The sequence below is a fragment of the Burkholderia stagnalis genome, from assembly GCF_902830275.1.
GTDB lineage: Bacteria > Pseudomonadota > Gammaproteobacteria > Burkholderiales > Burkholderiaceae > Burkholderia > Burkholderia stagnalis.
In genome coordinates this window covers 1-23,560 of record NZ_CADESW010000006.1, presented here as the reverse complement: position 1 = coordinate 23,560, position 23,560 = coordinate 1, and the positions used below count along the sequence as shown (strand labels likewise).

The window sequence follows — 23,560 nt, the reverse complement described above, 5'->3', positions numbered from 1 at the left end:
GCGTGCCTCATTGCGTCAGGTCGATCTCGTAGGTGGCGAGGTTCTTGCCCGAGCCGTCGTCGGCCGCGACCTGCGTGATGCCGACGAGGCCGGCTGCCGCCGCGTCGGCGAGGCGGTTCGGCGCGGACGCGAACTGCACGTGCGCGACCGAGCTCGCGAGCCTGGTGAAGCGCCAGCTGCGCTGCGCGCCGTCCGCCGCGCGGGTGATCGCGCCGCGCTTCTTGATGAACGCGATCAGCACGTCGCGGTTCGCGTCCGGCGACGCGAAGATCGTCTTGCTGCCGTCGAGGCCCGGGAAGTTGCCGCCGCCGCTCGCGCGATAGTTGTTGGTCGCGACGATCAGCTGCGCGTTCGGGTCGATCGGCGCGCCCTTGTACGCGAGGTTTCTGATCCGGCTGCCGACCGGCTGCGTGACGTCGATCTCGTAGGTCAGGTCGGGCGACGTGAACATGTCGAAGTTGTAGCCGGGGAAGCTGCTGACGAGCTTCTGCACGCTCGCCTGCGTCGGATCGATCCGGTTGAAGCGCTTCGCGGCCGTCTCGAGCCAGTTCTTCACGTCCGCGCCGCTCACCTTCACCGCATACACGGTGTTCGGGTACAGGTAAAGGTCGGCCGCGTTGTTGATCGCGACTGAGCCCGGCGCGACGTCGGTGAAGTCGTTGCCGCCGCCGAAGCCGCTCTTGAACGGCGCGCTGACCGACAGCACCGGCAGCGACGCGTATTGCGGCAGGTTCGCCTGCACGTAGGTCTTCACGTAGTCGGCCTGCGCCTCGTTGACGATCTGGATCGCGCCCGGATCGCCGACGTCGGCGAAATACGAGGTCATCCGGTAGTCGGTCGTGCCGATCGGCGTCTTCACGTAGTTGATGGTCGCCTGATGCTCGGCGGCGATCGCGGCCGCGACCGACGGATCGGCGGCGACGTAGCTCTTGTCGGCGTTCTGGATGGGGCGCGCCTCGACGGTGGTCTGCGACTTGTCGACGCTCCAGGTCTTGCCGTCGAACGCGAGGCCGAGCTTGATCACGCCGAGGTGCTTGCCCCAGAAGTTCGCCATCACGGTCGGCACGCCGTTGACGGTGCCCTTGACCTTGTCGACGCCCGGCAGGTTGAACTGCGGCACGGCGCTGTTGGCATCCGGGAACACCTGGTGCGAGTGGCCGATCAGCATCGCGTCGATGCCCGGCACGGTCGACAGCCACCAGCTGCCGTTCTCCATCGTCGGCGAGTACGCCGAGTTGTCGAGCCCGCCGTGCGAGATCGCGACGACGAGGTCGGCGCCCTTCGCGCGCATCTCCGGCACGTATTTCTCGGCCGCTTCCTTCAGGCCGGTCGTGTAGACCTTGCCGTCGAGCCAGCGCTTATCCCAGTTCATGATCGCGGGCGGCGTGAAGCCGATGATGCCGATCTTCACCGGCGCGCTGACCGTCGTGCCGTCCGGCGCGGTCGCGCTCACCGTGCGGGTGAGGATCGTGTACGGCGTGAACAGCGGCGCGTTGGTGCGCGCGCTGATCACGTTCGCGAGCACCTGCGGGAACGCCGGGCCCGCGCACTTCTTCTGCTGCGCGGGCGCGGGCAGCCCGTCGACGTCGAACGTGTTGCCGGTCACCTGCGACAGGTACGGCAGCCCGTAGTTGAATTCGTGGTTGCCGATCCCGCCGCCGTCGAACTTCGCGGCGTTCATCACCTTGTAGATCGCGAGCGTCTGGTCGCAGCCGACCGGGTTCACGAGCGCCTGGTAGTCGGCGAGCGCGGTGCCCTGGATCGTGTCGCCGTTGTCGAGCAGCAGCGTGTTGGGATACTGCGCGCGCGCCTGCGCGATCAGCGTCGCGACGCGCTCGAAACCGAGCGAGTTGTCGGCCGCGAGCTTGAAATAGTCATACGACAGCACGTTGGTGTGCAGGTCGGTCGTCTCGAGCAGCGCCAGCGTCGCCTTCGTGCCGGCGGGCGCCTGCGAGGCGGGCGGGGCGGTGACGTCGTCGCCGTTGCAGGCGGCAAGAAAGGCGAGGCTCGCGAGCGCGGCGGCTGCCGGCGCGCGATGGCGGAGAAGCGAGGGGAGTCGCATCGGTTGTCCTGGTTGATGTTCTGTGTTGTCGTGGTCCGCCGCGGAAAGCGACGCGTGCACCGACGGCCTGCGGTGCGGCGCGTGAGAGTATCGAAAGGATTCGTGACGAAGGAATGAAAGGGCGCGATGGCCTGCCGGAAGGCGGCGGGCCGCGGCCCCGTGGCGGGGCGCCGCGGGCGCCGTCCGGCGGCCGGCGCGCCCCGGCGGAAATCCTCACGTCGCGGCGCCGGGCGGTTCGCTACAATGGCCGCTGTCATCCTATTGCAAACAAGCCGCCTTGGATTTCGAAACCCCTCCCGGCCTGTCGGTCGATGCCGGCGGGCAGGGCCCGACCGTGCGCCTGTCCGGGCAGTGGACCGCGCTGGCGCTGGCGCGCAATCGCGGCGTCGCGCGCCGCGTCGCCGGCCTGGCGAGCGAGCGCGTGCGCGAATGGGACCTGTCCGCGATCGAACGGCTCGACCACGTCGGCGGCCAGGCGCTGTGGCGCGTCTGGGGCCGCCGCCTGCCGTCCGGCATCGCGCTCACCGACACGCAGCGCACGATCTTCGAGCGCATCGAGCGGCTCGACAGCCAGCGCGAGTCGCCCGAGCGCGTCGTGCGCTTCGATCCCGTCACGCGCCTCGGCCAGGCGCTCTTCACGTTCGCCGAGCACCTGCAGGGCGGCATCGCGATGTTCGGCCGCGTGATCCTCGACGCGCTGTCGGTGCTGCGCCGGCCGAAGACGATGCCGTGGAAGGAAACCTCGGCGAACGTCTACAGCGCGGGCGCGCAGGCGCTGCCGATCACCGCGCTGGTCGCGTTCCTGATCGGCATCGTGCTGAGCTACCTGTCCGCGCAGCAACTGCAGATGTTCGGCGCGAACCGCTACATCGTAAACATCCTCGGCCTGTCGGTGATCCGCGAGCTCGGGCCGGTACTGTCGGCGATCCTCGTCGCCGGGCGCTCGGGCTCGGCGATCACCGCGCAGATCGGCGTGATGCGCGTGACGGAGGAGCTCGACGCGATGCGCGTGATGGGCATCCCGCACGGGCTGCGGCTGATCCTGCCGCGGGTGCTCGCGCTCGGCGTCGCGATGCCGCTGCTCGTGATGTGGACCAACATCGTCGCGCTCACGGGCGGCGCGCTCGCCGCGAAGCTCGCGCTCGGCATCGACTTCAACTATTTCGTGCGTTCGCTGCCGGGCGTCGTGCCGATCGCGAACCTGTACATCGGCCTCGGCAAGGGCGTGGTGTTCGGGATGCTGATCGCGCTCGTCGCGTGCCATTTCGGCTTCCGCATCAAGGCGAACTCGCAGAGCCTCGGCGAAGGCACGACGACGTCGGTCGTCACGTCGATCACGGTCGTGATCCTCGCCGACGCGGTGTTCGCGATGCTGTTCCAGAACGTGGGGTTGGGATGAACACGCCGATCGAACCGGCAGCCGGCGCCGCGACGGCCGGCGCGCAGCCCTCCGACGAGTTCGTGATCGAGGTGCGCAACCTGACCAAGCGCTACGGGCGCAACATCGTTCACCAGAAGCTCGATTTCGACGTGAAGCGCGGCGAGATCGTGTCGATCGTCGGCGGCTCGGGCTCGGGCAAGACCACGCTGGTGCGGCAGATCCTCGGCCTCGAGCGGCCGACGTCCGGCACGATCAAGGTGTTCGGCGCGGATACCTCGACGATCGACGCGGCCACCGCGCGCACGATGCGCACCCGCTCGGGGATGCTGTTCCAGCAGGGCGCGCTGTTCTCGTCGATGACGGTGTTCGACAACGTCGCGCAGCCGCTGCGCGAGCTGGGCCGCGTGCCGCCCGACCTGCTGAACGACATCGTGATGCTGAAGCTGGAGATGGTCGGGCTGCCGTGCAAGCACGCGTCGAAGATGCCGGCCGCGCTGTCGGGCGGGATGGTGAAGCGGGTCGGCATCGCGCGCGCGATCGCGCTCGAGCCGGAGCTGCTGTTCCTCGACGAGCCGACGGCCGGGCTCGACCCGCAGGCGTCGGAGGAATTCGTCGAGCTGATCGCGACGCTGCACCGCACGCTCGGGCTGACGGTCGTGATGGTCACGCACGATCTCGACACGATGGTCGCGTTGTCGACGCGCGTCGCGGTGCTCGCCGATCGCAAGGTGCTGGTCGCCGCGCCGGTCGAGGAGGCCGCGAACGTCGATCACCCGTTCATCCACGAATATTTTCTGGGGCTGCGCGGCCGCCGCGCGCTGCAGGCGCTGCCGCCCGAGCGGCGCGCGAAGCTGCCGAAGGCGGCCCTCGAACCGGCGCCGTCGAGCGTCGAGCTTTAGGGTCTGTTGACATATGGAACGCACATGCGAATGCCCGAAATCGCGCGCAGGGCAAGAAGGGAGGAGCGCCGTTTGGCCGAGCCAGACAAGCGACGAGCGACGCCGCCATGCGGGCGATTTCGGGCATTCCCGTGGAATAATTTTCAGATTTGGGGTTGCCACGAGAACGGCCGCACGCCGCGTTGCGCTCCTTGCGAATACGCCCGGTATTCGCTGCGTCGCGCGCCTCGCGAGCGGCCGTTCTCGTGGCAACGCATGTGCGTTCCATATGTAAACAGACCCTAACGGAACCCGCGAATGGAAAACAAATCACATGCGTTCTGGGCCGGCCTGTTCACGATCGCGCTGACGCTCGCGATCGCGGGCGCCGTGTTCTGGTTCAACGTCGACCGCACCGTGCGCATCCCGTACGACCTGATCGCGCGCACCAACGTCACCGGGCTGTTCCCGGACGCGGCGGTGCGCTTTCGCGGCCTCGACGTCGGCAAGGTGCAGTCGATCGGCTTCGACCGCACGCATCCGGGGCAGATCCGGATCCGCATCCTGGTCGACAAGACCGCGCCGATCACGCAGTCGACGTTCGGCAGCCTCGGCTTCCAGGGCGTGACGGGCATCGCGTTCGTGCAGCTCGACGACACGGGCAGCGACCTGTCGCCGCTGCCGTCGTCGTCGAAGGCGGTCGCGCAGATCCCGATGCACCCGAGCCTGTTCGACCAGATCCAGCAGCGCGGCGACGTGCTGCTGCGGCAGCTCGAACTGGCGGCGCAGAGCGCGAACGAGCTGATGTCGCCCGAGATGCGCGAGCAGCTGCGCGCGACGGCGGAAAGCCTGCAGCACGCGGCGGACGGCGCGACGACGCTGTCGAAGCAGCTCGCGCCGGCGGTGGCCGAGCTGCCGGCGACGATGCGCGAGGTGAACCGCGCGATGGCGTCGGCGAGCACGATGCTGCAGCCGAACGGCCCGCTCGTCGCGAACCTGAACAAGGCCGGCACGGCGGCCGAGCAGATCGGCGTCGCGCTGAACGAGCTGAACGCGCGCGTGCAGTACGACACGCTGCCGCGCTTCAACGCGCTGGCGGCGAGCGTCGGCGATGCGTCGCGGCAGCTGAAGGACGTCGCGGGCGAGCTCGGCCGCAATCCGCGCAGCCTGCTGTTCGGCGCCCCGGGCGCCGCGCCCGGGCCGGGCGAGGCGGGCTTCGCCTGGCCGGGCGCCACGGCCGGCCACTGACATCGAACCGAGAACCTTCATGCAGGAACACGCCATGTCCCGAACCCTTGCCCGCGCGCTGCGCCCGGCCGCGGCCGCGCTGGCGGCGCTGGCGCTCACGCTTGCCGCCGGCTGCGCGAGCGAACGCGCGGCGCAGTCGAACATCCGCTACGACCTCGGCCCGGCCGCATCGACCGCGACCGCAGGCACGGGCCCCGCGCTGAAGGTGCTCGACGTCGCCGCGCCCGACGCGCTCGATTCCGACAAGTTCGTGTACCGGCTCGCGTACGCGGATGCGCAGCGCACCGCCGTGTACCGCGACAGCCGCTGGACCGCGCCGCCCGCGCAACTGCTCACGCAGCGGCTGCGCAGCGCGCTGTCGTCGCGCGGCGCGGTGCTCGAAGGCTCCGACGGCGTGCGCGCGCCGACCCTCAAGATCGACCTGAACGAGTTCGAGCAGGTGTTCGACGGCGAGTCGCAGAGCCACGGCGCGGTCACCGCGCGCGCGACGCTCACGCTGGACGGCAAGGTGCTCGGCCAGCGCACGTTCGTCGCGCGCGCGCCGTCGAGCACGCCCGACGCCGCCGGCGGCGCGCGGGCGCTCGCGACGGCGAGCGACGACCTGGTGGCGCAGATCGCCGCGTGGGTCGGCATGCGGGCCTACGCGGGCACGCCGTGACGCGCGGGCCGCGTTCGCGATGAGCGTGTCCGGCTCGCATCGCGCGTCGACGCTGGCGCGGCAGGCCTGCGCCGCGTATGCGGTGCTCATCGTCTACGCGTCGCTGTATCCGTTCGACGGCTGGCTCGCGCTCGGCATCGGGCCGTTCGACTATCTGTTCGCGCCGATGCAGCGCTATGTGACCGCGTTCGACGTCGTCACGAACGTGCTCGGCTACCTGCCGTTCGGCGCGCTCGCGGTGCTCGCGCTGCACCCGCGCTGGCGCGGGTGCAGCGCGACGCTGATCGCCGCGGCGCTCGGCGCGCTGCTGTCGGCGTCGATGGAGGCGCTGCAGACCTACCTGCCGACGCGCATCGCGTCGAATCTCGATCTCGCGGCCAATGCGCTCGGCGCCCTGCTCGGCGCGGCGCTCGTCGCGCCGGCCACCGGCGCGCTGCTCGAGCGCGGCGTGCTCAGGCGGCTGCGCTTCGCGTGGTTCGAGGCGGACAGCGCGACGCCGCTGCTGCTGGCCGCGCTGTGGCCGTTCGCGATCCTCTTTCCGTCGCCGTTCCTGTTCGGCATCGGCGACTGGCCGGCCGCGCTGTGGGAGCGCGCCGACGTGTCGATGCAGGACGCGCTGCTCGCGTGGCTGCCGGCCGCATGGCAGGTGACGGACTGGCCGCAGCGCGTCGACGGCTGGCTGTCCGATTCCGCGTGGGAAGCCGTGCTCGGCGGGCTGATGCTGTTTCCGGCGCTCGCGGTCGCGTCGCTCGCGATGCGGCCGCGCGCGCCGCGCGTGCGGCTGCTGATCGCGTTCGTCGTCGCGACGCTCGCGCTGAAGTCCGCCGCGACGTACATGCAGTCGGCCACCGGGCTCGTCGTGGTGTGGGCGACGCCGGGCGCGCGGCTCGGCATCGAGCTCGGCTTCGCGGCGGCGCTCGTCGCGCTGTACGTGCCCGGCGCGTGGCGGGCCGCGCTCGCGGCCGCCGCGCTGTGCGCGGGCGTCGCGCTCGTGAACCTGCTGCCCGTCAACCCGTTCTTCGACTACACGCTGTCGGGCTGGCGCCAGGGCCGCTACGTGCACTTCAACAGCATCGCGCGCTGGCTCGCGTGGATCTGGCCCTATGCGGCGCTGATCTGGCTCGGGCAGCGCGTCGAGCGCGCGTGGCTGCCGGCCGCGCGGCGCCGCTGACGGGCCGGGCAGCCGCGCGCGCCGCTCGCTATAATCGTCCGCACCATTCACCCGCCACCGCCGGCCCGGCCTCGCCGTCGGGCCGCTTGCCCTCACCCATCATGGATTCCTACTACCAGCACCACGTCTTCTTCTGCCTGAACCAGCGCGAACCCGGCGCCGAACGTCCGAGCTGCGCGCGGTGCGACGCGCAGGCCATGCAGGAATACGCGAAAAAGCGCGTGAAGGAGCTCGGCCTCGCGGGGCCCGGCAAGGTCCGCATCAACAAGGCGGGCTGCCTCGACCGCTGCGAGGAGGGGCCCGTGATGGTCGTCTACCCGGAAGGCACCTGGTACACGTACGTGGACCAGGCCGACATCGACGAGATCGTCGAATCGCACCTGCGCGACGGCCAGGTCGTCGAACGCCTGAAGATCTGAGCGAGCCGGCCCGACGCATGAACGTACATACGCAGAAATCGCTGATCGCCGGCCCGGTCGGCCGGATCGAGATCGCCGTCGACCTGCCGGACGCGGTGCGCGACGGCAGCGCCGCGCCGCGCGGCATCGCGCTCGTCGCGCATCCGCATCCGCTGTTCGGCGGCACGATGGACAACAAGGTCGCGCAGACGCTCGCGCGCACGCTCGTCCAGCTCAACTACATCGTCTACCGGTCGAATTTCCGCGGCGTCGGCGCGACCGAGGGCGTGCACGACAACGGCGCGGGCGAAGCCGACGACCTGCTCGCGGTGCTCGCGCACATGCGTGCGCAGCCGGGCCTCGCGGAGCTGCCGCTGGTGCTGGCCGGTTTCTCGTTCGGCACCTTCGTGCTGTCGCACGTCGCACAGCGGCTGCGCGACGCGGGCCAGGCGATCGAGCGGATGGTGTTCGTCGGCACGGCCGCGAGCCGCTGGCAGGTCGCCGACGTGCCGGAGAACACGCTCGTGATCCACGGCGAGACCGACGACACGGTGCCGATCGCGTCCGTCTACGACTGGGCGCGGCCGCAGGAGCTGCCGGTCGTCGTGATTCCCGGCGCCGAGCATTTCTTCCATCGCAAGCTGCATGTGCTGAAGCGCGTCGTCGTCGACGCGTGGCGCTGAGCGGCGCTTCGCCGCGGCACGGGGGCGGGCGGCTCGGGGCGCGGTCCTCGTCGCTTCCCGGTCGTCCCCCGGTCGCTTCCCGCTCGCTTCCTGGTCGTCCCCCGGTCGTCCTCCGGTCGTCCCCCGGTCGTCCCCCGGTCGTCCCCCGGTCGTCCCCCGGTCGTCCTCCGGTCGTCTCCCGGTCGCCTCCCAGTCGTCTCCCAGTCGTCTCCCAGTCGTCTCCCAGTCGCTTCCCAGTCGCTTCCCAGTCGCTTCCCAGTCGCGCTCGGTGGCGACTTGCACGCCGCCTGCGCGTGCCTTTCATCTCCCTTCGATAGATGTCCTGCGCATCCCGGCGGCGTGCTCGCCGTGCGGCCGGCATGCGTTGGAACCGCGCCGCAATCGCGAAAACGCTTGCCGCAGCCACGTATAATGGCCGGATTTCGCGTCGCCCGCGGCCCGGCCGGGCCCATGCGGCGCTCGTTTCGCCGCCGTCGCGCCCGCTCGCCGACGGCCGCGAACCGAATGCGCCCGCACGAGTCCAACCGGCGCGTTTCGCATCGCCTGACGATTCAGGCGCAGGCCGAAACGCCCGCCGCCATGCCATTCAACCGGCGCGCGTTGCGCGCCGCACTTTCTGCCATCAGCCTGAATCGATCATGCGTTTGTCTTCCCAAGGCCTCAAGTCCCTCGCTTCCTCCACCACCCTCAGCGTGGCCGTGCGCAACGTCGCGCTCGGCGTGATGCTGCCCGTCGCGCTCGCGTCGACGATCGTCGCCGCCGAGGCAAAGCCGGCCGCCAAGGCCAAGGCTGCGCATGCCGCGCCGGCCGCCGCGCCCGAAGCCACCGGCGCACCCGCGACCTACATGCCGGGCGCGGTGCCGCCGCCGGGCGTGAACGCGCGCTCGTGGGTGCTCGTCGACGCGACCAGCAACACCGTGCTCGCATCGGGCAATGCGGACGAGCGCGTCGAGCCGGCGTCGCTGACGAAGCTGATGACCGCGTACCTCGTGTTCGAGGCGCTCGACAAGAAGAAGATCTCGATGGAGCAGATCGTCACGCCGAGCGAGGCCGTGCGCCGCGTCGGCCGCGACGAGTCGCGGATGTTCATCGAGGCGAACAAGCCGGTGTCGGTGCACGATCTCGTGTACGGGATGATCATCCAGTCCGGCAACGATGCGGCGATCGCGCTGGCCGAGCTGGTCGGCGGCAGCGAGGCGCAGTTCATCAACATGATGAACGACGAGGTCAAGCGCCTCGGCATGAAGGGCACGCACTTCGCCGACGTGAACGGCATGCCCGACCCGAACCACTACACGACGGCCGGCGACCTCGCGACGCTGTCCGCCCACCTGATCCGTGATTTTCCGCAGTACTACGGCATCTTCTCGGAGAAGGAATTCAAGTACAACAACATCCGCCAGGGCAACCGCAACCGGCTGCTGTGGCTCGACCCGACGGTCGATGGCCTGAAGACCGGCCACACGCAGGCGGCGGGCTTCTGCCTGATCTCGTCGGCGAAGCGCCCGATGCCGGGCGCGGCCGATGCGTCGCGCCGCCTGGTCGCGGTGATGATGGGCGAGAGCAAGGAAAGCGACCGCACGCAGGACAGCATGAAGATGCTGAGCTACGGCTACAGCGCGTTCGACGCGGTGCGCCTGTTCAAGGGCGGCCAGGCGATCTCGACGCCGCGCCTCTACAAGGGCAAGGAGAATACCGTGCAGGTCGGCGTGAAGGGCGACCAGTGGGTGACGGTGCCGCGCGGCCTCGGCGACAAGGTCAAGACCGAAGTCGAGGTGAACGCGCCGCTGATCGCGCCGCTCGCGGAAGGCCAGCCGGTCGGCACCGTGAAGATCGTCGCCGACGGCAAGACGCTGTCGCAGTTCCCGGTCGTGGCGCTGCAGGCGGTGCCGGAAGCGGGTATCTTCGGTCGTATCTGGGATTCGATCCTGCTGATGTTCAGCAAGAAGAAGTAAGCGGATCGCGGCCTTTGTTTCGACGACTTCATCCCCATCTGGTATTGCCATGAGCCAAACCGAATTCGAATCGATCGTCTACCTGAGCGTCTCGTCGCAGGAAGAGCTGGTGCCGCTGTCGCAAGCCCGCGTGCCGGTGCTCGATCGCGGGTTCATCTTCGGCGATGGCGTGTATGAAGTCGTGCCCGTCTACGCGCACGACGGCGCGCACGTACCGTTCCGGATCGCGCATCATCTCGCGCGGCTCGAACGCAGCCTGAAGAAGATCGGCATCGACAACCCGCACGACGAGGCGGGCTGGCGCGCGCTGATCGAACGCGTCGTCGCGGCGAACGCCGACGGCCTCGGCGCCGGCGACGCGCTCGTCTATATTCAGGTGACGCGCGGCGTCGCGAAGCGCGGCCATGCGTTCCCGGCGAATGCGGTGCCGACCGTGTTCGTGATGACGAGCCCGCTGCGCGTGCCGTCCGCGGCGGAGCGCGAGAAGGGCGTGCGCTGCGTGACCGCCGAGGATCGCCGCTGGCTGCATTGCGACATCAAGTCGACCTCGCTGCTCGGCAACGTGCTGATGGCGCAGCATGCGGCCGAGCACGACGCGTTCGAGACGCTGCAGCTGCGCGACGGCAACCTGACCGAAGGCTCGTCGTCGAACGTGTGGATCGTGAAGAACGGCGAGCTGATCGCGCCGCCGCGCAGCAACAGGATCCTTGAGGGGATCCGCTACGCGCTGCTCGAGGAATTGGCCGACGAATGCGGGATCCGGTTCGTTGCGCGCGAGATCAGCGAAGTGGAGCTGCGCGCGGCCGACGAGATCATGATCACGTCGGCGACGAAGGAGGTGCTGCCCGTCACGTCGCTCGACGATCTGCCGGTGCAGGGCGGCAAGCCCGGCCCGGTATTCGCGGCGTTGTACGACGCGTACCAGCGCGCGAAGGCGCGCGAGTTTGAACAGTTTGACCTAACCCGGAGAAAGTGATGAGCGAACCGTCCAAAACCGTCGAGCTGACCGGCGCGATCGATACCCGGAAGGAATCGCTGCTGGAGTTCCCGTGCGATTTCCCGATCAAGATCATGGGCAAGGCGCACCCGGAGTTCAAGGACACGATCTTCAAGGTCGTGAGTGTCCACGACAACGAAATCGACCTCGAGAAGATCGAGGAGCGCGCGTCGAGCGGCGGCAACTACACGGGCCTGACGATCACCGTGCGCGCGACGAGCCAGGAGCAGCTCGACAACATCTACCGCGCGCTGACCGGCCATCCGATGGTCAAGGTCGTGCTCTGACCCTCCCTCTTGCGCTCACGCGGCGGCGGATTTCGCCGCCGCGCGACGCGCGTCCAGTTCGTCGCTCAGCAGCTTGAAGCTGGCGACTTCCTGCAGTATCCACGTCCGGAACGCCTGCACGCGCGGCGTGCTCAACAGCGGCGGCGGGCACACGAAGTAGTAATGCCACGGGCTCGGCCCGTCGATGTCGAACAGCCGCACGAGGCGCCCGTGCAGCAGTTCGTGCACCGCGAGCGAGCGCCGCACGAGCGCGATGCCCTGGCCGTCGATCGCCGCCTGCAGCAGGTTCGACGAATCCTGGTACAGGATCCCGCGCTTCGGCTCGGTCAGCGTGTCGAGGCCCGCCGCGTCGAACCACGGCCGCCACAGCTCGTCGTCCGAGCGCAGCAGGTTGTAGCGCACGAGATCGGCCGGCGTCTTCGGCAGCACGCCGCCGTTCAGCGTCGGCGCGCAGGCCGGGAAGAACGCTTCCTCGAGCAGCGGCTCCACGTACAGCCCCGGATAGTTGCCGAACCCGAAGCGGATCGCGAGATCGACGTCGTCGCGCGCGAAATCGGTGATGGCGTTGGTCGACTGCAACTCCACGTCGATTTCCGGATGCCGCTCGATGAACGAGCCGATACGCGGCGTCACGAAGCGCGCCGCGAACGACGACAGCATCGAGATCACGAGCCGCCGGTCGCGGTCGCTCGCGCGCACTTCGCGGGTGGCGTCGGCGAGCATCATCAGCGCGGTGCGGATCTGTTGCGCATAGCGGTTGCCCGCGTCGGTCAGGCACAGGCGCTTGCCGTTGCGGGTGAACAGCTGCACGCCGAGTTCCTCCTCGAGCGCGCGCACCTGGTGGCTGACCGCGCCGTGCGTGACGAACAGCTCGTCGGCGGCGCGCGAGAAGTTTTCGTGGCGGGCGGCCGCCTCGAACGCGCGAATCGCGTTCAGCGGGGGGAGCTGGCGCAGGTCCATTTGATAATTTTCCTCACATTGACGTGAAAATTGGTCGTTTGGTCGGACGCCTGTAGATGACTACGATTGTAGCCATCGAAGCATTTTTTGGTGGAGCCGATCATGCAAGAAATCTCTTCAAGCATCACGTTCGAAATCCCCCCTGGCGAAACCGTCCCGCTGAAGGTGCAGCGCAGCACGCGGCTGACGATTCAGTGCGGGCCGGTGTGGGCGACGCGCAGCAACGACGTCGACGACTACTTCCTCGCGGACGGCGAAACGCTGAAGCTGCGCCGCGGCGAGCGGCTGTGGCTGAGCGCCGAGGGTGGGCAGAGCGCCCATGTCGCGTTCTCCGTCGCGCGGCCGCCGAAGGAGATCGCGCGCAAGGGCCTCGAAAAGCTGCGCGAGCGCGTCGCCGCGCTGCTCAACGACGGCTGGCGCACCGTCTGACGCGCAGCCTTCCTGCCGGGGCGGATGCCGACGATCCGTCCCTTTCCATTGCCGGCGAGACCCATGGGTTTTCGGTAAACTACCGCCCATGTCCGTCTCGCCGGTTTTCATCGTGTCCACGCCTGTCGCCGCTTCCGATTCACCCGCCGCCGCTGCGGCCCAGCCGGATCAGCCGGACCAGCCGGTCGTTCTACCGGCTGCCCAGCCGGTCGTCCAACCGGCCGTCACGGTTCGCTGGCGCGGCGTCGAGTCGTACGAGGCGAGCTTCGACGCGATGCGCGCGTTCACCGATTCGCGCACGGCCGACACCGGCGACGAGATCTGGGTCGTCGAGCATCCGCCCGTCTACACGCTCGGGCAGGCGGGCGACCCGGCCCACCTGCTGGTGGCCGACAGCGGCGTGCCGCTCGTCAAGGTCGACCGCGGCGGGCAGATCACCTACCACGGCCCCGGCCAGATCGTCGTCTACCTGCTGCTCGACCTGCGCCGGCGCAAGCTGATGGTGCGCACGCTCGTGACGAAGATCGAGGAGGCCGTGATCGAAACCCTCGCGGCGTATAATCTCGCTTCGGTCCGCAAGGCGGGCGCGCCGGGCATCTACGTGGCATCCGGCGTGCACGAAGGCGCGAAGATCGCGGCCCTCGGCCTGAAGATCCGCAACGGCTGCAGCTATCACGGGCTGTGCCTGAACGTGAAGATGGATCTGCGCCCGTTTCTTGCGATCAACCCGTGCGGCTATGCCGGACTGGAAACCGTCGACATGGCGAGCCTCGAGGTTGCCGCCGACTGGAACGACGTCGCGCACACGCTGGTGCGCCGTCTGATCGCCAACCTCGACGGCGAACTCGCGGCCGCCGACAAGCCGCAGGCACTGGAACATTCGAATGACTGACGTTACCGCTTCCCCCGCACCGGCTGATTCGGCCGCGACGACCCCTGCCTACGATCCGACCGCCAAGCAGAAGGCGCAGGCGAAGACGGCGCGCATCCCGATCAAGGTCATTCCGATCGAGAAGCTGAAGAAGCCCGAGTGGATCCGCGTGAAGGCGGCCACCGGCAGCTCGCGCTTCAACGAGATCAAGACGATCCTGCGCGAGCACAACCTGCACACCGTGTGCGAGGAAGCGAGCTGCCCGAACATCGGCGAATGCTTCGGCAAGGGCACCGCGACGTTCATGATCATGGGCGACAAGTGCACGCGCCGCTGCCCGTTCTGCGACGTCGGCCACGGCCGCCCCGATCCGCTCGACGCGGACGAACCGAAGAACCTCGCCCGCACGATCGCCGCGCTGAAGCTCAAGTACGTGGTGATCACGAGCGTCGACCGCGACGACCTGCGCGACGGCGGCGCCGCCCACTTCGTCGAGTGCATCCGCGAAACGCGCGCGCAGTCGCCGGACACGCGCATCGAAATTCTCACGCCGGATTTCCGCGGCCGTCTCGACCGCGCGATCTCGATCCTGAACGCCGCGCCGCCTGACGTGATGAACCACAACCTCGAGACGGTGCCGCGCCTGTACAAGGAAGCGCGCCCCGGTTCGGACTACGCGCACTCGCTGAAGCTGCTGAAGGACTTCAAGGCGCTGCATCCGGACGTCGCGACGAAGTCGGGCCTGATGGTCGGCCTCGGCGAGACCGAAGAGGAAATCCTGCAGGTGATGCGCGACCTGCGCGCGCACGACGTCGACATGCTGACGATCGGCCAGTACCTGCAGCCGTCCGAGCACCACCTGCCGGTGCGCGCATACGTGCATCCGGACACCTTCAAGATGTACGAGGAAGAGGCGTACAAGATGGGCTTCACGCACGCGGCGGTCGGCGCGATGGTGCGGTCGAGCTATCACGCGGATCTGCAGGCGCATGGGGCGGGCGTGGTCTAAAGATACAAGCGCCTTCGCTTCGTCACGGCGAACCCGGAAAAGCCCGCAGCGATGCGGGCTTTTTTGTCTGTGTCGCCCGGCAGCGGCCCGCGCCCGCGCACGACAATCGCCACCCGACCGGACGCGCGATCCAATCCAGCGTGGAAAGCAAAGCGGAAACGGCGTCGATAGCTTCGCAGGATAAGTTCGCTCCGGCCCCGCGCAAACCTCCTATAGTCGGCTCTCCCGCAGCAACGCCCGCATTCCGAAGGAGAGCCGCATGTCCCGTTTCAGCTTCGTCCGCCGCGCCGTCGTCGCGCTGACCGCCTTTGCCGCGCTCGGCGCGGCGCACGCCGAATCGCGCGAGGTCGTGATCGCGTACCAAGACATGGTCGTGCCGTGGCGCTACGCGCAGGCGAGCGGCGAAGTCGAGAAGGCGACCGGCTACAAGGTCACGTTCCGCAAGCTCGACAGCGGCGCGGACGTGATCCGCGCGCTCGCGTCGGGCTCGGTGCAGCTCGGCGAGGCGGGCTCGAGCCCGATCGCGGCCGGCCTGTCGCAGGGGCTCGACATCTCGCTGTTCTGGATCCTCGACAACATCAACGACGCCGAGGCGCTCGTCGCGCGCAACGGCTCGGGCGTGACCAACGTTGCCGCGCTCAAGGGCAGGAAGATCGGCGTGCCGTTCGTGTCGACGTCGCACTTCCATACGCTCGTCGCGCTGCAGGCCGCGGGCGTCAACCCGAACGACGTGAAGATCGTCAACCTGCGCCCGCCCGAAGTCGCGGCGGCGTGGACGCGCGGCGACATCGACGCAACCTACATCTGGGACCCGGTGCTCGCGAAGGTCAAGCAGTCCGGCACGGTGCTGACGACGTCCGGCCAGGTCGCGAAGCAGAGCGGCAAGGCGACCTTCGACGGCTTCGTCGTGAGCCGCAAGTTCGCGCGCGACAACCCCGAGTTCGTCGCGCGCTTCGTGAAGGTGCTCGCGTCCGCCGACGCCGATTACCGCGCGCATGCCGCCGCCTGGAAGCTCGGCTCGCCGCAGGTCGCGGCCGTCGCGAAGGTGTCGGGCGCGAACGCGCAGGACGTGCCCGCGAGCCTCGCGCTCTATGCGTTCCCGACGCCGGCCGAGCAGGCATCGCCGACGTGGCTCGGCGGCGGCGCGCAATCGGGCGCGGCGAAGTCGCTCGCGGCGACGGCCGCGTTCCTGAAGACGCAGGGCACGATCCAGACGGTGCTCGCCGATTACTCGGTCGGCGTCGATCCGCAGTTCGTGCAGAAGGCCGCGCGCTGAACGCGCGGCGACGCATCGCGGAGCGACAGACATGAGCACGCTGGAAGTCCGACAGGTGTCGGTGGCTTATCCGGGCGAGCGCGGGCGGCCGACGACGCAGGCGCTCGCGCAGGTCGACCTGACGCTCGAGTCGGGCGAGTTCGTCGTCGCGCTCGGCGCGTCGGGCTGCGGCAAGACGACGTTGCTGAACTGCATGGCCGGCTTCGTCGCGCCGACGACCGGCGAAGTCCGCGTCGACGGCGCGACCGTGACGGGCCCCGGCGCGGACCGCGGCGTCGTGTTCCAGAAATACGCGCTGCTGCCGTGGCTCGACGTGCTCGACAACGTCGCGCTCGGGCTGCGCTTCGCGCGCGTGCCGAAGGCCGAGCGCACGCGGCGTGCGCAGGAGATGCTGGCGCTCGTCGGGCTCGAGCGCCATGCGCAGGCACGCGTGTACGAATTGTCGGGCGGCATGCAGCAGCGCGTCGGCATCGCGCGCGCGCTGGCCAGCGATCCGCGCGTGCTGCTGATGGACGAGCCGATGGGCGCGCTCGACGCGATGACGCGCGGCACGATGCAGGCGCTCGTGCTCGACGTGTGGGCACGCACCGGCAAGACGGTGTTCTTCATCACGCACGACGTCGAGGAGGCGCTGTTTCTCGCGACGCGGCTCGTCGTGATGACGCCGGGGCCGGGCCGCATCGCCGAGACCTTCGAGCTGCCGTTCGCGCGCCGCTACGTCGAATCGCGCGATGCGCGCGCGGTGAAGTCGTCGCCCGATTTCATCGCGTGGCGCGAGCGGCTGATCGCATATCTGCATCGCGACGAGACGGTCGGAGAGGCTGCGTGACGAGCGAGCTCGCGCGGCAGGGCGCGGCCGTCGGACACGGCCGGATCAGCACTTTGCACAGGCAGGACAGCATGAGCACGCAGGATTCGTGGGCGGCCGATCGCGCGGCCGCAGGTTTCGAGCAGGATCGCACGGCCGCGCCGCAGCGTGCCGCCGCCGCGCGGCCCGCGCGCGCGTCGCGCCGCTACCGGTTGCCGGGGCAGGGGAAGACGGGCGCGCTGAGCGTGGCGACGGTGGCTGCGCTGGCCGTGCTGTGGTGGGTCGCGACGCACCGTCAATGGCTGCCGCCGCTGTTCCTGCCCGCGCCGGAAGCGGTGTGGGCCGCGTTCGTCGACGCGTGGCACGGGCGCATCCAGGGCGGCCTGCCGCTGTCCGAGCACCTGCTGTGGAGCGCCGCGCGCGTGTTCGGCGCGTTCGTGCTGGCAACCGCGCTCGGCGTGCCGGCCGGCATCCTGATGGGCGTGAGCCGCGTCGCGCGCGGCGTGCTCGATCCGCTGCTGGAGTTCTACCGGCCACTGCCGCCGCTTGCCTACCTGCCGCTCGTCGTGATCTGGTTCGGCATCGACGAGACCGCGAAGCTCGTCGTGATCTTCCTCGCGTGCTTCGCGCCGATCGCGATGGCGGCGCGCGCGGGCGTGCGGGCCGCGACGGTCGAGCAGATCAACGCCGCGTATTCGCTCGGCGGCAGCTTTGCGCAGATCGTGCGGCACGTGGTGCTGCCGGCCGCGCTGCCGGAAATCCTCACCGGGCTGCGGATCGCGATCGGCTTCGGCTGGACGACGCTCGTCGCGGCCGAGATGGTCGCCGCGACGGCCGGGCTCGGGCAGATGGTGCTCAACGCGTCGAGCTTCCTGCGCACGGATCTCGTCGTGATGGGAATCCTGATCATCGGCGCGATCGCGTGGCTGTTCGATCTCGCGATGCGCTGGGTCGAGCGGCGGGTCGTGCCGTGGAAGGGAAGGGGATAGGCCGTGTGACCTTGGCGGCCCGACGCGACGTGCGCGGCTCGCGCGCGCCATCGCGCCGGCGGCCGCTCGGATGCGCATGCGCACGATCGTCGGCAGGCCGCCGCACGCAGCGATGAATGCATCGCCCGGTTCTCAATCCCCCATCGCGATCCCTTCGCGCCGTGGGTCCGCGCCGCCGAACCAGACCGTGCGCCCCTCGACGTTCAGCCGCTGGATGCCCTGCAGCCCCGAATTCATCTGGACGACCTGCACGTCGTGCCCGCGCCCCTTCAGCCCGTCGACGAGCGCGTCCGACACGCGGCCGCGCTCGAGCTGCGTCGGCCCGTTCATCGACCCGAAGTTCGGCAGCGCGATCGCCTGCTGCATCGTCATCCCCCAGTCGAGCACGCCGACCAGCGCCTTCGAAACGTGATTGATGATCGCCGGCCCGCCCGCGGAGCCGACCGCCAGCGTGACCTGCTTCGTCTTCTTGTCGAACACGAGTTCCGGCGACATCGCCGAGCGCGGCCGCTTGCCGGGCTGCACGCGGTTCGCGACCGGCCGGCCGTTCTCGCTCGACACGAACGAGAAATCGGTGAGCTGGTTGTTCAGCATGAAGCCGCGCACCATCATCCGTGAGCCGAACGCGTCCTCGACGCTCGTCGTCATCGACAGCGCCTGGCCGTAACGGTCGACGATCGCGAGGTCGGACGTCGACGGCAGCTCGGGGCTGCGGTCGTCGGCGAGCGCGAGCGTCGCGCCCTGCGGCGTGCCGGCCTGCGCGGCGCCCATGCTGCCGTCGCCGATCAGGCGCGCGCGCTGCGCGAGATAGCGCTTGTCGACGAGGCTCGCCCAGCCGCCGCCCGGCAGCGGCGCGAAATCCGGATCCGCGACGTAGCGCGCGCGGTCCGCGTACGCGAGGCGGCCGGCCTCGCTGAACAGGTGCGCGGCGAACGGCGTCGGCTCGAAGCCGACGTCGTTGCGCACCGGCTTCTGCGCGCCGATCTGCTGCCAGTCGGGCATCGCCTCGAGGATGCCGAGCATCTGCGCGATCGCGAGGCCGCCCGACGACGGCGGCGGCATCCCGCACACCACCGAGCGGCGGTAGTCGGTGCACAGCGGCTCGCGCACCTTCGCCTTGTAGCGCGCGAGATCCTGCAGCGACAGCAGGCCCGGGTTGGTCGGGTGCCGGCGCACCTTCGCGACGATGTCGCGCGCGATCGCGCCCGAGTAGAACGCGTTCGCGCCGTGGTCCGCGACCTGGCGCAGCACGGCCGCGAGCGGCGGGTTCTTCAGGATCGTGCCGGCCGGTTTCGGCGTGCCGTCCGGGTTGTAGAAATACGCGCGCGCGGCCGGGTCCTTCATCAGGTACCTGTCGCTCGCGATCAGCGTCGCGAGCCGCGGGCTGATCGTGAAGCCGTGCTCGGCGAGCCGGATCGCCGGCTGGAACAGGCGCCGCCACGGCAGCCTGCCGTGCGCGCGGTGGGCGGCGTCGAGCATGCGCAGCACGCCGGGCGTGCCGACCGAGCGCCCGCCGACGACGCCCTCGTAGAAGCTCATCGGCTGGCCGGTCGGCCCGTAGAACAGGCGCTCGGTCGCGGCGGCCGGCGCGGTTTCGCGGCCGTCGTACGCCTGCGCGGCCTTGCCGTCGAAATACAGCATGAACGCGCCGCCGCCGATGCCCGACGATTGCGGCTCGACGAGCGCCAGCACCATCTGCGTTGCGATGGCCGCGTCGATCGCGGTGCCGCCCGCCTTCAGCATCTCGTAGCCGGCCTGCGCCGCGAGCGGATTCGCGGCGGCCACCATGTAGCGCTGCGCGGTCCAGCCCGGCTTGTCGATCCAGCCGGACGACAGCTCGGGCGCATGCGCGACCGGCGCGACGGCGGCCGATGCGGCGGAGGCCGTGGCGGGCGCGGCTGCCGCGCCGGCGGGCGGCGCGGGGGACGTGCACGCGGCATTGAACGCGACGAGCGCGGCAGCGGCGGCGAGCATCGCCCACGAACGCGGGCGCAGGCGGATCCGGTCGGACATTGAACCCTCGGCAGGTGTGAATGCGGGAACCTGAAACGAAGCGGCGGCGCGCCGGTATCGGCCGACGCGCTCCGGCGCGCGCTATTGTCGCCGCGCCGCGAGCGCATTGTCATCCGACCGGAAACCCTGACGCAGCGCGTTCGGCCCGCCCCGGCCGGTCTTTCCGGCCTGTTCGAGGATGAACTCTATGAACGTTGCGGTCGCACGCGTGTGGTGGCGGTTCGGCATGTAGAGCATGTACATGTGCGTGCCGAAGATCGACAGCCGGTATGCGTCGAGCGACGTGACGACCGCGCCGCGCCGCACGTCGTCGTGCACGACGTAGTCCGGCACGATGCCGACGCCGAGCCCAGCGAGGATCGCCTGGCGCAGGAACAGGAAGTTCTCCGAGATCAGCGTCGGCTCGAGCAGCACCTCGTGGCGCTCGTCGCCGAGATACGCGGCGATCCGCAACTGGCGGCCCATCACCGTCGCGGTGATCACGGGCGCGTCCGACAGCGCGTCGAGCCCGGCCGGCATCCCGTGCGCGGCCGCGAACGCCGGCGACGCGCACGCGACGTAGCGCACCGCGCCCATGTCGCGCGCGACGAGGTTCTGCGGCGGCTCGGACATCACGCGGATCGCGATGTCGACCTCGTCGCGCACGAGATCCTCGACGCGGTTCTCGAACACGACGTCGAGCACGATGCCCGGATACAGCCGCTTGAACGCGAGCAGCCAGTCCGACATCACGAGCTGCCCGTAGCCGCTCGGCACCGACAGCCGCACGCGGCCCTGCAGGTCCTGGCCGAGCGTCGTCACCGATTCCTGCGCGGCGAGCAGCTCGTTGCGGATGCGCCGGCCATGCTCGTACAGCTTCAGCCCGATCTCGGTCGGCTCGATGCGGCGCGTCGTGCGCCGCACCAGCTGCTGGCCGATCGAGCGCTCGAGCTGGTTCAGCCGGTAGCTGACGTTCGCGCGGCTCATCTTGAGCCGCTGCGCAGCCTTGCTGAGATTGCCCGCGTCGAGAATCTCGACGAGCAGCGTCAGCGCGTTCAGGTCCATGCCCGAGGTCTCCTCATCTGTCCCGTTTAACGGTTTGCACGCATTCAGAGTCAAGCCGGATTTGACAGCTTGTAAAAGAGCGAGGGAATTGTCAATGAATCTCGATCAATCGAGAATCGAGTCACGCCCGGCGTCCGGCCGGTGACCTCTCCCGCATCGCAGGTGCCCCGATGAACCTCTCCCCCTCCCCCGACACCGGCCCGGTCACGCGCGAACGGCGCGACAAGGTGCTGGTCGTCACACTAGACCATCCGCCCGTCAACGCGCTGTCCGCCGACGTCCGGCGCGGCCTCGCCGATGCGCTCGACGCCGCGCAGTCCGACGCCGCGATCCACGCGGTGCTGATCGTCGGCGCGGGGCGCAACTTCATCGCGGGCGCCGACATCCGCGAGTTCGGCAAGCCGCCCGTGCCGCCGTCGCTGCCGGACGTGTGCGAGCGGATCGAGTCGAGCGCGAAGCCGGTCGTGGTCGCGCTGCACGGCGCGACGCTCGGCGGAGGCCTCGAGGTCGCGCTGGCCGCGCATTACCGGCTCGCGGTGCCGGGCGCGAAGCTCGGCCTGCCCGAAGTGACGCTCGGCCTGCTGCCCGGCGCGGGCGGCACGCAGCGCGCGCCGCGCCTGATCGGCGCGAAGGCCGCGCTCGACCTGATGCTGTCCGGCCGCCACGCGAGCGCGGACGAGGCGCTCGCGCTCGGCCTCGTCGACCGTCTCGCGCACAGCGACGACACGCTCGCCGAAGGGCTCGCATACGTGCAGGAATTGCTGTCGCTCGGCGCGCCCGCGCGGCGCAGCCGCGACGCGCAGGGGCTGGCGGACCGCGCGGCCGCGCAAGCGGCGATCGACGCGGCGCGCGACGAACTCGCGAAGAAGTCGCGCGGGCTGTTCTCGCCGGCGAAGATCGTCGACGCGGTCGAGGCCGCGCTCACGCAGTCGTTCGATGCGGGGATGGCGCTCGAACGCAGCCTGTTCCTGCAGTGCATCGACAGCCCGCAGCGCGCGGGCCTCGTGCATGCGTTCTTCGCGGAGCGCGAGGCCGCGAAGGCGCCCGAGGCGCGCCACGCGAGCGCGCGGCCGGTCGAGCGGATCGGCGTGGTGGGCGGCGGCACGATGGGCGCGGGCATCGCGGTGGCCGCGCTCGACGCCGGGCTGCCGGTGACGATGATCGAGCGCGACGACGCGTCGCTCGCGCGCGGCCGCGCGCACGTCGAGAAGGTCTACGACGGGCTCGTCGCGAAGGGCCGCATGACGCCCGCCGCGCATGCGGCGCGGCTGGCGCGGCTGAAGGGCAGCACGTCGTACGACGCGCTCGCGCAGGTCGACGTCGTGATCGAGGCCGTGTTCGAGGACATGGACGTCAAGCAGGCCGTGTTCGCGGCGCTTGCGCGCGCGTGCAAGCCGGGCGCGGTGCTCGCGACCAACACGTCGTATCTCGACATCGACCGGCTGGCCGCGAGCATCGAGCGGCCCGGCGACGTGATCGGCCTGCATTTCTTCTCGCCGGCCAACATCATGAAGCTGCTCGAGATCGTCGTGCCCGCGCGCGTGAGCCCGGAGGTCGTCGCGACCGCGTTCGCGCTGGCGAAGCTGCTGAAGAAGACGCCGGTGCACGCGGGCGTCTGCGACGGCTTCATCGGCAACCGGATCCTCGCGGTCTATCGCACCGCGGCCGACTACCTGATGGAAGACGGCGCGTCGCCGTACCAGATCGACCGCGCGGTGCGCGCGTTCGGCTTCCCGATGGGGCCGTTCCAGGTCGTCGACCTCGCGGGCGGCGACATCGGCTGGGCGACCCGCAAGCGCCGTGCGGCGACGCGCGATCCGCGCGCGCGCTATGTCGGGATTTCCGACCGGCTGTGCGAGCGCGGCTGGTTCGGGCAGAAGACGGGGCGCGGCTATTACCTGTATCCGGACGGCGCGCGCACCGGCACGCCGGACCCCGAGGTCGATGCGATCGTCGCGGAGGAACGCGCGAAGAAGGGCATCGCGCCGCGCGCGTTCACCGACGACGAGATCCTGCGCCGCTACCTCGCCGCGATGATCAACGAAGGCGCGAACGTGGTGCACGAGAAGATCGCGCTGCGCCCGCTCGACGTCGACGCGGTGTTCCTGCACGGCTACGGCTTCCCGCGCCACCGCGGCGGCCCGATGCACTACGCGGATACCGTCGGCCTCGCGAACGTGCTCGCCGACCTGCGCGCGTTCGCGAAAGAGGATCCGCTGTTCTGGAAGCCGTCGCCGCTGATCGTGTCGCTGGTCGAGCGCGGCGAGACCTTCGCGAGCCTGAACCGCGTCGACTGACCGTTGCCCCGAATTCGTTACGGAGAATTGAAATGAACGCGTCCCACCCGTGAATGTGAGTGCGGAGGAAGAGGTGGATCCTCACGGGCCAACGGCATCGATGTGCCCAGGTGGAAAATGCACGCATTTCCCGGCAACCGGAGGAT

At 69.7% G+C, this 23,560-nt stretch carries 21 protein-coding genes; 17 read left to right on the top strand and 4 right to left on the bottom strand.

All coding sequences use genetic code 11. The features are described 5' to 3' along the window. Window positions 1-7: 7 nt before the first annotated feature. Entirely contained in the window at window positions 8-2,062 is a 2,055-nt protein-coding gene (locus HWY45_RS12710; protein ID WP_059883244.1) for a bifunctional 2',3'-cyclic-nucleotide 2'-phosphodiesterase/3'-nucleotidase, read from the bottom strand. Window positions 2,063-2,339: 277 nt separating this feature from the next. On the opposite strand from HWY45_RS12710, the gene HWY45_RS12705 reads away from it, so the two are divergent. The 10 genes from HWY45_RS12705 to HWY45_RS12660 all read left to right on the top strand — a co-directional run bounded on the left by HWY45_RS12705 (window position 2,340) and on the right by HWY45_RS12660 (window position 11,718). Next, window positions 2,340-3,461, top strand: coding sequence for an MlaE family ABC transporter permease (locus tag HWY45_RS12705; RefSeq protein WP_059566465.1), 1,122 nt, complete (start codon window positions 2,340-2,342; stop codon window positions 3,459-3,461). Further along, window positions 3,458-4,342, top strand: coding sequence for an ABC transporter ATP-binding protein (locus HWY45_RS12700; protein ID WP_059566466.1), 885 nt, complete (start codon window positions 3,458-3,460; stop codon window positions 4,340-4,342). The genes HWY45_RS12705 and HWY45_RS12700 overlap by 4 nt, the downstream gene beginning before the upstream one ends. A 297-nt stretch (window positions 4,343-4,639) precedes the next feature. After that, window positions 4,640-5,569, top strand: a complete 930-nt coding sequence (locus tag HWY45_RS12695) for an MlaD family protein (RefSeq protein WP_059803243.1) — start codon at window positions 4,640-4,642, stop codon at window positions 5,567-5,569. 19 nt (window positions 5,570-5,588) lie between these two features. Further along, window positions 5,589-6,227, top strand: coding sequence for an ABC-type transport auxiliary lipoprotein family protein (locus tag HWY45_RS12690; RefSeq protein WP_414143468.1), 639 nt, complete (start codon window positions 5,589-5,591; stop codon window positions 6,225-6,227). Between the two features lie 19 nt (window positions 6,228-6,246). After that, window positions 6,247-7,398, top strand: coding sequence for a VanZ family protein (locus tag HWY45_RS12685; RefSeq protein ID WP_059883246.1), 1,152 nt, complete (start codon window positions 6,247-6,249; stop codon window positions 7,396-7,398). A 101-nt stretch (window positions 7,399-7,499) separates the two neighbouring features. Then, window positions 7,500-7,817 (top strand): (2Fe-2S) ferredoxin domain-containing protein, encoded by a 318-nt coding sequence (locus HWY45_RS12680; RefSeq protein ID WP_059566469.1) that lies wholly within the window; start codon window positions 7,500-7,502, stop codon window positions 7,815-7,817. Window positions 7,818-7,834: 17 nt separating this feature from the next. Then, window positions 7,835-8,479 (top strand): alpha/beta hydrolase, encoded by a 645-nt coding sequence (locus tag HWY45_RS12675; RefSeq protein ID WP_059803239.1) that lies wholly within the window; start codon window positions 7,835-7,837, stop codon window positions 8,477-8,479. Window positions 8,480-9,117: 638 nt separating this feature from the next. Beyond that, window positions 9,118-10,434 (top strand): D-alanyl-D-alanine carboxypeptidase family protein, encoded by a 1,317-nt coding sequence (locus HWY45_RS12670; protein WP_059803237.1) that lies wholly within the window; start codon window positions 9,118-9,120, stop codon window positions 10,432-10,434. A gap of 49 nt (window positions 10,435-10,483) precedes the next feature. Continuing rightward, entirely contained in the window at window positions 10,484-11,410 is a 927-nt protein-coding gene (locus HWY45_RS12665) for a D-amino acid aminotransferase (protein WP_059883249.1), read from the top strand. Beyond that, window positions 11,410-11,718: an HP0495 family protein gene (locus HWY45_RS12660; RefSeq protein ID WP_010090550.1), complete on the top strand. Its 309-nt coding sequence runs from the start codon at window positions 11,410-11,412 to the stop codon at window positions 11,716-11,718. The genes HWY45_RS12665 and HWY45_RS12660 overlap by 1 nt, the downstream gene beginning before the upstream one ends. Before the next feature lie 15 nt (window positions 11,719-11,733). Here the strand turns inward: HWY45_RS12660 and HWY45_RS12655 are convergent, their stop codons facing one another. Beyond that, window positions 11,734-12,678: a transcriptional regulator GcvA gene (locus tag HWY45_RS12655; protein ID WP_059803235.1), complete on the bottom strand. Its 945-nt coding sequence runs from the start codon at window positions 12,676-12,678 to the stop codon at window positions 11,734-11,736. Window positions 12,679-12,780: 102 nt separating this feature from the next. Between HWY45_RS12655 and HWY45_RS12650 the strand changes: the two genes are divergently transcribed. The 6 genes from HWY45_RS12650 to HWY45_RS12625 all read left to right on the top strand — a co-directional run bounded on the left by HWY45_RS12650 (window position 12,781) and on the right by HWY45_RS12625 (window position 18,060). Continuing rightward, window positions 12,781-13,107, top strand: coding sequence for a DUF2917 domain-containing protein (locus HWY45_RS12650; RefSeq protein ID WP_059883269.1), 327 nt, complete (start codon window positions 12,781-12,783; stop codon window positions 13,105-13,107). A gap of 88 nt (window positions 13,108-13,195) precedes the next feature. Next, window positions 13,196-13,999 carry a lipoyl(octanoyl) transferase LipB gene (lipB, locus tag HWY45_RS12645; protein ID WP_059566474.1) on the top strand — a complete coding sequence of 268 codons (804 nt, stop codon included), beginning with the start codon at window positions 13,196-13,198 and terminating at the stop codon, window positions 13,997-13,999. Continuing rightward, the gene (gene lipA, locus HWY45_RS12640) at window positions 13,992-14,987 is read left to right on the top strand and encodes a lipoyl synthase (protein WP_059566475.1); all 996 of its coding nucleotides are present in this window, start codon (window positions 13,992-13,994) and stop codon (window positions 14,985-14,987) included. Before lipB ends, lipA begins: the two co-directional genes overlap by 8 nt. A 259-nt stretch (window positions 14,988-15,246) precedes the next feature. Continuing rightward, window positions 15,247-16,263 carry a taurine ABC transporter substrate-binding protein gene (tauA, locus tag HWY45_RS12635; protein WP_059883251.1) on the top strand — a complete coding sequence of 339 codons (1,017 nt, stop codon included), beginning with the start codon at window positions 15,247-15,249 and terminating at the stop codon, window positions 16,261-16,263. A 31-nt stretch (window positions 16,264-16,294) separates the two neighbouring features. Next, window positions 16,295-17,092, top strand: coding sequence for a taurine ABC transporter ATP-binding protein (locus tag HWY45_RS12630; RefSeq protein ID WP_059566477.1), 798 nt, complete (start codon window positions 16,295-16,297; stop codon window positions 17,090-17,092). 71 nt (window positions 17,093-17,163) lie between these two features. Next, on the top strand, window positions 17,164-18,060 hold the full coding sequence (locus tag HWY45_RS12625) for an ABC transporter permease subunit (protein WP_462138256.1): 897 nt from the start codon (window positions 17,164-17,166) through the stop codon (window positions 18,058-18,060). Window positions 18,061-18,192: 132 nt separating this feature from the next. On the opposite strand, the gene ggt is transcribed toward HWY45_RS12625, so the two are convergent. After that, complete coding sequence (ggt, locus tag HWY45_RS12620; RefSeq protein ID WP_059883255.1) at window positions 18,193-20,073, bottom strand: gamma-glutamyltransferase; 1,881 nt, start codon at window positions 20,071-20,073, stop codon at window positions 18,193-18,195. Window positions 20,074-20,154: 81 nt separating this feature from the next. Continuing rightward, window positions 20,155-21,117, bottom strand: coding sequence for a LysR family transcriptional regulator (locus HWY45_RS12615; protein WP_059883257.1), 963 nt, complete (start codon window positions 21,115-21,117; stop codon window positions 20,155-20,157). A 170-nt stretch (window positions 21,118-21,287) separates the two neighbouring features. Between HWY45_RS12615 and HWY45_RS12610 the strand changes: the two genes are divergently transcribed. Continuing rightward, window positions 21,288-23,414 (top strand): 3-hydroxyacyl-CoA dehydrogenase NAD-binding domain-containing protein, encoded by a 2,127-nt coding sequence (locus tag HWY45_RS12610; protein WP_059883258.1) that lies wholly within the window; start codon window positions 21,288-21,290, stop codon window positions 23,412-23,414. The last annotated feature ends 146 nt before the right edge of the window (window positions 23,415-23,560 follow it).

Excerpts from the sequence above, each read along its gene's own strand:
- HWY45_RS12710 (WP_059883244.1), bottom strand. The coding sequence starts at position 2,062 with ATGCGACTCCCCTCGCTTCTCCGCCATCGCGCGCCGGCAGCCGCCGCG.
- HWY45_RS12680 (WP_059566469.1), top strand. The coding sequence starts at position 7,500 with ATGGATTCCTACTACCAGCACCACGTCTTCTTCTGCCTGAACCAGCGC.
- ggt (WP_059883255.1), bottom strand. The coding sequence starts at position 20,073 with ATGTCCGACCGGATCCGCCTGCGCCCGCGTTCGTGGGCGATGCTCGCC.
- HWY45_RS12655 (WP_059803235.1), bottom strand. The coding sequence starts at position 12,678 with ATGGACCTGCGCCAGCTCCCCCCGCTGAACGCGATTCGCGCGTTCGAG.
- HWY45_RS12700 (WP_059566466.1), top strand. The coding sequence starts at position 3,458 with ATGAACACGCCGATCGAACCGGCAGCCGGCGCCGCGACGGCCGGCGCG.
- HWY45_RS12630 (WP_059566477.1), top strand. The coding sequence starts at position 16,295 with ATGAGCACGCTGGAAGTCCGACAGGTGTCGGTGGCTTATCCGGGCGAG.
- HWY45_RS12660 (WP_010090550.1), top strand. The coding sequence starts at position 11,410 with ATGAGCGAACCGTCCAAAACCGTCGAGCTGACCGGCGCGATCGATACC.
- HWY45_RS12625 (WP_462138256.1), top strand. The coding sequence starts at position 17,164 with ATGAGCACGCAGGATTCGTGGGCGGCCGATCGCGCGGCCGCAGGTTTC.
- lipA (WP_059566475.1), top strand. The coding sequence starts at position 13,992 with ATGACTGACGTTACCGCTTCCCCCGCACCGGCTGATTCGGCCGCGACG.
- tauA (WP_059883251.1), top strand. The coding sequence starts at position 15,247 with ATGTCCCGTTTCAGCTTCGTCCGCCGCGCCGTCGTCGCGCTGACCGCC.
- HWY45_RS12690 (WP_414143468.1), top strand. The coding sequence starts at position 5,589 with ATGCAGGAACACGCCATGTCCCGAACCCTTGCCCGCGCGCTGCGCCCG.
- lipB (WP_059566474.1), top strand. The coding sequence starts at position 13,196 with ATGTCCGTCTCGCCGGTTTTCATCGTGTCCACGCCTGTCGCCGCTTCC.
- HWY45_RS12610 (WP_059883258.1), top strand. The coding sequence starts at position 21,288 with ATGAACCTCTCCCCCTCCCCCGACACCGGCCCGGTCACGCGCGAACGG.
- HWY45_RS12675 (WP_059803239.1), top strand. The coding sequence starts at position 7,835 with ATGAACGTACATACGCAGAAATCGCTGATCGCCGGCCCGGTCGGCCGG.
- HWY45_RS12685 (WP_059883246.1), top strand. The coding sequence starts at position 6,247 with ATGAGCGTGTCCGGCTCGCATCGCGCGTCGACGCTGGCGCGGCAGGCC.
- HWY45_RS12615 (WP_059883257.1), bottom strand. The coding sequence starts at position 21,117 with ATGGACCTGAACGCGCTGACGCTGCTCGTCGAGATTCTCGACGCGGGC.
- HWY45_RS12670 (WP_059803237.1), top strand. The coding sequence starts at position 9,118 with ATGCGTTTGTCTTCCCAAGGCCTCAAGTCCCTCGCTTCCTCCACCACC.
- HWY45_RS12665 (WP_059883249.1), top strand. The coding sequence starts at position 10,484 with ATGAGCCAAACCGAATTCGAATCGATCGTCTACCTGAGCGTCTCGTCG.
- HWY45_RS12695 (WP_059803243.1), top strand. The coding sequence starts at position 4,640 with ATGGAAAACAAATCACATGCGTTCTGGGCCGGCCTGTTCACGATCGCG.
- HWY45_RS12650 (WP_059883269.1), top strand. The coding sequence starts at position 12,781 with ATGCAAGAAATCTCTTCAAGCATCACGTTCGAAATCCCCCCTGGCGAA.